Source organism: Streptomyces minutiscleroticus, from assembly GCF_014650875.1.
In the GTDB taxonomy this organism is placed as follows: Bacteria; Actinomycetota; Actinomycetes; order Streptomycetales; family Streptomycetaceae; genus Streptomyces; species Streptomyces minutiscleroticus.
In genome coordinates this window covers 1-5,465 of the sequence record NZ_BMVU01000131.1, presented here as the reverse complement: position 1 = coordinate 5,465, position 5,465 = coordinate 1, and the positions used below count along the sequence as shown (strand labels likewise).

The 5,465-nt window shown below is 68.3% G+C and carries 2 protein-coding genes and 1 pseudogene; 1 reads left to right on the top strand and 2 read right to left on the bottom strand.

Features of this window, described 5'->3' with window-relative positions; translation table 11 throughout:
• Positions 1–140: 140 nt before the first annotated feature.
• Positions 141–410 (top strand): annotated as a pseudogene (locus IE271_RS43100) (NF041680 family putative transposase); the annotation flags it as partial.
• A 306-nt stretch (positions 411–716) separates the two neighbouring features.
• Here the strand turns inward: IE271_RS43100 and IE271_RS40010 are convergent.
• A complete protein-coding gene (locus tag IE271_RS40010) occupies positions 717–1,205 on the bottom strand; it encodes a hypothetical protein (protein WP_190195351.1) in 489 nt (162 codons plus the stop codon).
• Positions 1,193–5,465 (bottom strand): RHS repeat-associated core domain-containing protein (locus IE271_RS40005; RefSeq protein ID WP_190195350.1); only part of this gene is annotated, 4,273 nt, incomplete at its 5' end. The genes IE271_RS40010 and IE271_RS40005, both read right to left, overlap by 13 nt.

Below are 5,465 nucleotides of genomic sequence, written 5' to 3'. Positions count from 1 at the left end.
GCAACGGAGCTCCTTCGGGAACAAGCTGTCTTGGACGACTGCCTGTACCAACGAGCTCCGTTGCTCCGTGTCAGGACTTTCTCAACTCCCTTGCGTGACCTGCGAAAACGCTAACTACCCGGCCTTGGGGGAACTTCACCCGCTATGGCCGGGCCGAGGCGCCGGCCTGGGACCGGATGCACCCGCGTCTGCAGGCCCGCGGCCCCTGGCTCGACCACTGCGGCGAACTACCCGTGCTGCATGGCACGTTGATCCGGCTCAAGGTCGGGCATCTGCCCGGCGACCGGGATATCCCAAGCCGGTCTGGCTGTGGTCCTCCCGCACCTCGATGACCGGCCAAGAGGTGGACCTGCACTGGCAGGCGTTCCTGCGACGCTTCGACCTGGAGCACACCTTCCGACTGTTCAAATCGAGAAACAGCAGGCCAGCACCACGCTACGAGCCCGGCAAGACAGTGGAACGAATCGTCACACTCACCGAGCACGTCCGCTTGAAACAGCAACGAGGTCAAAGATCAAGCTCAGTACAGCTCAATCCATGAAAAACCGGCTTACAGTCCCTCACCCGGCGGTGACACCTGCCGTCACCGGGCTGTCCGCATCGCCGACCGGGCGAGGAAACCGATTGCGGCACCCGACCGGTCTGCGACAGTGGACGGCCCTCGTGCGGACAACGAACGAGCAGCACAGGTGCTCCGAACTGCAGGCGGAACAGCATCACGTCAAGGCGGGGGCGGGCTCCTCCAGCGAGACCACGACCATCACCGGAAGATCGGTGTCTTGCTGCACCACACCGGCGGTCAGGATCCGGCCGTCGAGGACCCACTTCCGTGCCGCAATGAATTCGTCCCTCTCCGAGGCCGTCAGCTCGGCCTCGGAGAGGTGCCCTGCGAACGAGGAGTTGTCGATCTCTGGGAGGAACCCGGCCAGCGCCAGCTCGCCTTCCTCGTAGACGGCGTCCACATCGTCGAAGTAACCGGACTCGTCGACGTCACGGATCCAGACGGCGAACGAGACGCGCACGATCCCGCTGCGGAACGTCTGGATCCACCCTCGGACGCCGTCCTTGCGCCAGGACGTCTCCACGCCGTCGCGGGGCTTTCCCCCGGGCGTCCACTCCTGGGCCGCGAACCTCGCCGCCGTGCTCTCGGCGGTCAGGGGGACGCAGTCCCGTAGTTCTTCCAGCATTGCGGTCACTGCAGCCATGCACTCATTCCACTCATGCCGTTGCCGGGCACGTGATACGCCTTGAGCTGTCCGCCGGCGTAGGCCTCGGGGAAGGCCTTGGACAGCACCTCGTTCACATGCGCGGCGCCCCATTCATTGGACACCATATAGCGGACTCCCTTGCCCCCGAGGTCTTCGTTCAGGGCGAGCAGCTTCTCGGTCTGCGTGGTGATCCGGCTCTCGTCGTAGAACTCGAAATCGGGATTGTAAGGGGACTTCTCCCACTCGCCGTAATGGTCACCGCCGGTCCATTTGGCCTCGGTGACCCAGCCGTCTCGCGGGCCGCCGTCGACATGGACCTCCCGGCCGTCCGGCAGGATCCACTGCTGTTCGTACTTCTGGTCGGTGACGAGCCGTTGGTAGCGGAACGACGGGCGCTCGAGCTGCTTCTCGGTCAGCCAGCCCAGGCTCTTGAAGCGCGAGTAGGGCGACAGGCCGAGCGGGTCGCACACGGTGAACGGATTGTGCACATAGGCGACGGGGTTCGGCGCGGGACCGAGGCCGAGGGGATCCGGGGTGGCGTACCGGCCTGTCGCAGGGTCGTAATGGCGGAACAGGTTGTAGTGGAGACCGGTCTCCGGGTCGTAGTACTGGCCGGGAAAGCGCAGAGGAGTGTAGGCGGTGCTGGAGCGGGGCCAGGCGGTGGTTCCCCACAGGGTGCTTCTGGCGCGCCAGGCGATCTCACCCGACTCGTCCACCAACTCGGTAGGCGTGCCTATGAGGTCGGTGACGACGGCGAAGAACCGCCGGTCGATCTCCTCCTGGCGGGTGTCCGGGGTGAGGAGGCGTTCCGTCTGGGACAGCGGGACGAGACCGCGGTGGTCCCAGGTGAAGGCGATCACGTGCGGCAGGTCCGGCGTATGCACTGTCTGTTCGCACAGGGTTCTGCCGTCCCAAGTGAAACGAGTCTCCTCGGCGATTCTCTCGCCGTTGTCGGAGAGGCGCTGCTTGGCGGTGCGACGGCCCAGCGGGTCGTAGAGGTAGCGCCATCGGGTGCCATCGGGGGTGACCACGGAGGTGAGCCGGTTCTCCGCGTCCCACTCGTAGCGCCAGGTGTCGGGCTTGCGCGACAGGCGGGTCTTTTGGCGGAGAACGACACGGCCGAGGGCGTCGTGTTCGAAGCGGACGGCGCCGGCTCGGGTAACGGTCGTGCCGGTGTAGGCACGAGGGCCGGTGGCCTCGTGGCCGGGGTGGGAGGCGGGCCAGGACGCCTCGGTCTGGTTGCCGGCGGCGTCATAGGCGTAGTGCTCGGTCCAGTCCTGGGCGTGAACAGCGGTGACCCGGCCGGTCGCGTCCAGATCGAAGGTGCGCGATCCCGCCCCTGTATCGGACAGTGCGGCCAGGTGGCCATCGGCTCGGTAGGAGTAGCGACGCCGGCCGAGGGGGCGCTCGCCAGCCGTGAGGTGCTGGGCGGAGAGCCTTCCGGCCTCGTCCCAGGCGGAGGCCAGGGTGAGGGCGCCGCCGAAGACGCGCTCCAGTTCTCGGCCGGCCATGTCGTGAGTGAAGGTGACCTCGCGACCGCTGACGATCATCCGGGCAGCACGGCCGACGGCGTCGTAACCGTATACGGTGACCGCGCCGGTGGGAGTGGTGCGGCGGACCCGGCGGCCCAGAGCGTCGTAGGCGTAGTTCATGGCGCGACCGTCGAGGAGTTCGGTCTTGATCCTCCCCCGCCGGTCGTACACGTAGGCGACCTCGCCGTCCGGGCCGACCGCCTGCTGCAGGCGCCCGGCCCGGTCGTAGGCGTAGGTCGTCACCCTGCCCGCAGCGTCCTTGCGGACCGTTCGGCCGAGTTGGTCGTAGGCATAGGAGACGACATGGCCGAGCGCGTCGGCCCAGGCGATGAGCTGCCCGGCGGCGTCGTAGCGGTAGGTGAGGGTGCGGCCGTCGAAGTCCGTCTCGGAGATGATCCGGCCGGCCTTGTCGTGCTCGTACGACCAGGTGAGCCCTTGAGGGGCGGTGACCTGGGTGAGCCGCAGGTCGGTGTCGTACGCAAACTCGTAGCGGACACCGTCAGGGCGAGTACGGGCGACGAGGAGATCGAAGTGGCTGTACTCGAAGTGGGAGACGCCACCGACCGGGTCGGTGTGGGTGAGGCGGTTGCCCTCGCCGTCGTAGGCCCATGCCTCGGTCGAACCGCCGGGGGCGACGCGGCGGACGAGATTGCCGTCCGCGTCCCACACAAGCCGCGTGATGCCGCCCACCGGGTCGGTGACGCGGACCGTGCGGCCCAGAGCATCGCGTTCCAGCCGAGTGATGCCACCGGAGGGATCGGCCACCTCCACCGGCAGGCCGGCGTCGTCGCAGCGCACGGTGGTGGTGGCACCGAGCGCGTCGGTGACCACGGTGAGCCTGCCCCGGTCGTCGTAGACGTACCGGGTGGTGGAGCCGGCCGGATCGGTGACAGCAGTGCGGTTTCCCCGTTCGTCGAACTCCTGAAGCCAGCGGGAGCCGTCCGGCCCCCGGAACTCCGTGGACAATCCCAGCGAACCACGCTCAGTACGCAGTTCGCTTGCGTCGGGTCGGATGACGGCGAGCAGGCGGCCGTCCTCGTCGTAGGTGAAGGCAGTGGTGCGGCCCAGCGGATCGATGCGAGCCAGGACTTCACCACGGCTGTCGTAGGTGAAGCGTGTGGTGTGGCCGAGCGGGTCGGTGCTGGCAAGAATCCGGCAACGGCTGTCGACCAGGTAATAGGTGGCGCGCCCGTCGGCAGTAGTAAGGGTGGTGGTGCGGTGACCGGTTTCCGGATCGGGTTCGGTGTAGGCGAGGGTGATCTGGATGTGACCGGCCTCGCCGCCCTCCGCCACGACCCGGTCGTAGTCGTCGTAGGCGTAGTCGTAGCGGCTGCCGCCTGAGTCGATCCAGGCCGTGACATGGCGACAGTTGTCGTAGACGAAGGTGGTGGTGGCGCCGGACGGTCTGGTGACGGCGACGAGATTGCCGTCCTGGTAGCCATAGGACATCAGCGGCAGGTCCGCGCTGCCCTCGCCTGCTCTGACCAGGGACAAGGCGATAACATGCCCGTCGCTCACGGTGATGGCCACCTGCTGTCCTGCCGAAGAAGCCAGAGCAAGCGGGGTGCCGTCCTCAGTGCGTTCCACAGCCCACCAGTTGCCGTTGCGGTCCTCAACCCGTTCCAGCCAGGCGATGCCGTCGTCCCCCGGTTCGCCGGGCGGGGCGGTGAAGTGGAAGGCCAGGCCGGTGTCGGGGTCGGTGAGCGCGTAGTCGCCGTCGGCGTCGCGGGCCAGCAGGGTGCGGGCGGTGCCGGACTGAGGCCGGGTGGGGGCGCCTGGCACGGGGTGCGGGTAGGGGATGAGCAGGCCGTCGGCGCTGACGTGGACGACGCCGACCGGGTCGATCTCCAGACGCTCATCAACGGTGGACGTCCACGACAGGCCGAAGAAGCGGCCCACCATACAGCCGGACTCGGTACGACGGCCGAAAACCAGAGGAAGCGTACCGGGCAGCACGAAATCGGTCTGGGGCAGGAACATCCGGCCCGAAGCCAGATCGACGGGGTCGGTGCCAACTGTGGTACGGGAGCCGTCGGGTCGGCTGTGGGTGCCCTCGGGTGCGTCGTCGACCAGGCGGCGTACCCGGGCGGCGTCAGCGGCGTCGGCAACCACGCGCACGCCCTTGACGGCCGCGCCGCCGCCGGCGGTGGCTGCGGTCAGTGCCAGGTCGGGGATGAGCCGGCCGAAGCCCTCGGCCGGGTCCTTCATGAAGTCGCCGACCATCTGCTTGCCGGTGCCGACCGGGTCGTTGGCGGCGACGACCAGGCCGGCGGCCAGGCTGTTGAGGGAGGTGGCGTACTCGGCCGGATGGGTGATGTTGTACGGGTCCAGCGGATTGACCGAGCGCACGAAGTTCAGCAGTCCGGCCGTGCCCTTGATGATGCCGCCGCCGACGTGGTCGCTCAGCAGCTGCATCTCCTGCAGGCCGTCGCCCAGCTGCTCGGTGTAGGAGGGCTTGGCCGGGGCCTTGTCGCGGGCGGCGCGCACCGCGCTGCGGGCGGTCTCGGCGGCGGTGTTGCGCTGCTTGCGGGCCTCGGCGAGCAGGTCCTGGGCGTCCTGCATCAGTTTCTTGCCCGGGTCCTCGAACGTGGCCGCCGGGCGGGGCGGCAGCGTGGCGGGGTCGCGCTTGTCGGCGGGCTGGGCGTTGTAGCGGTCCACGGCGCTGTTGTAGTCGTCGACCTTCTTGCGGTGGGCGTCGGCGGCGTCCTTCGAGGCCTTGGTGCCC

Excerpts from the sequence above, each read along its gene's own strand:
- IE271_RS40010 (WP_190195351.1), bottom strand. The coding sequence starts at position 1,205 with ATGGCTGCAGTGACCGCAATGCTGGAAGAACTACGGGACTGCGTCCCC.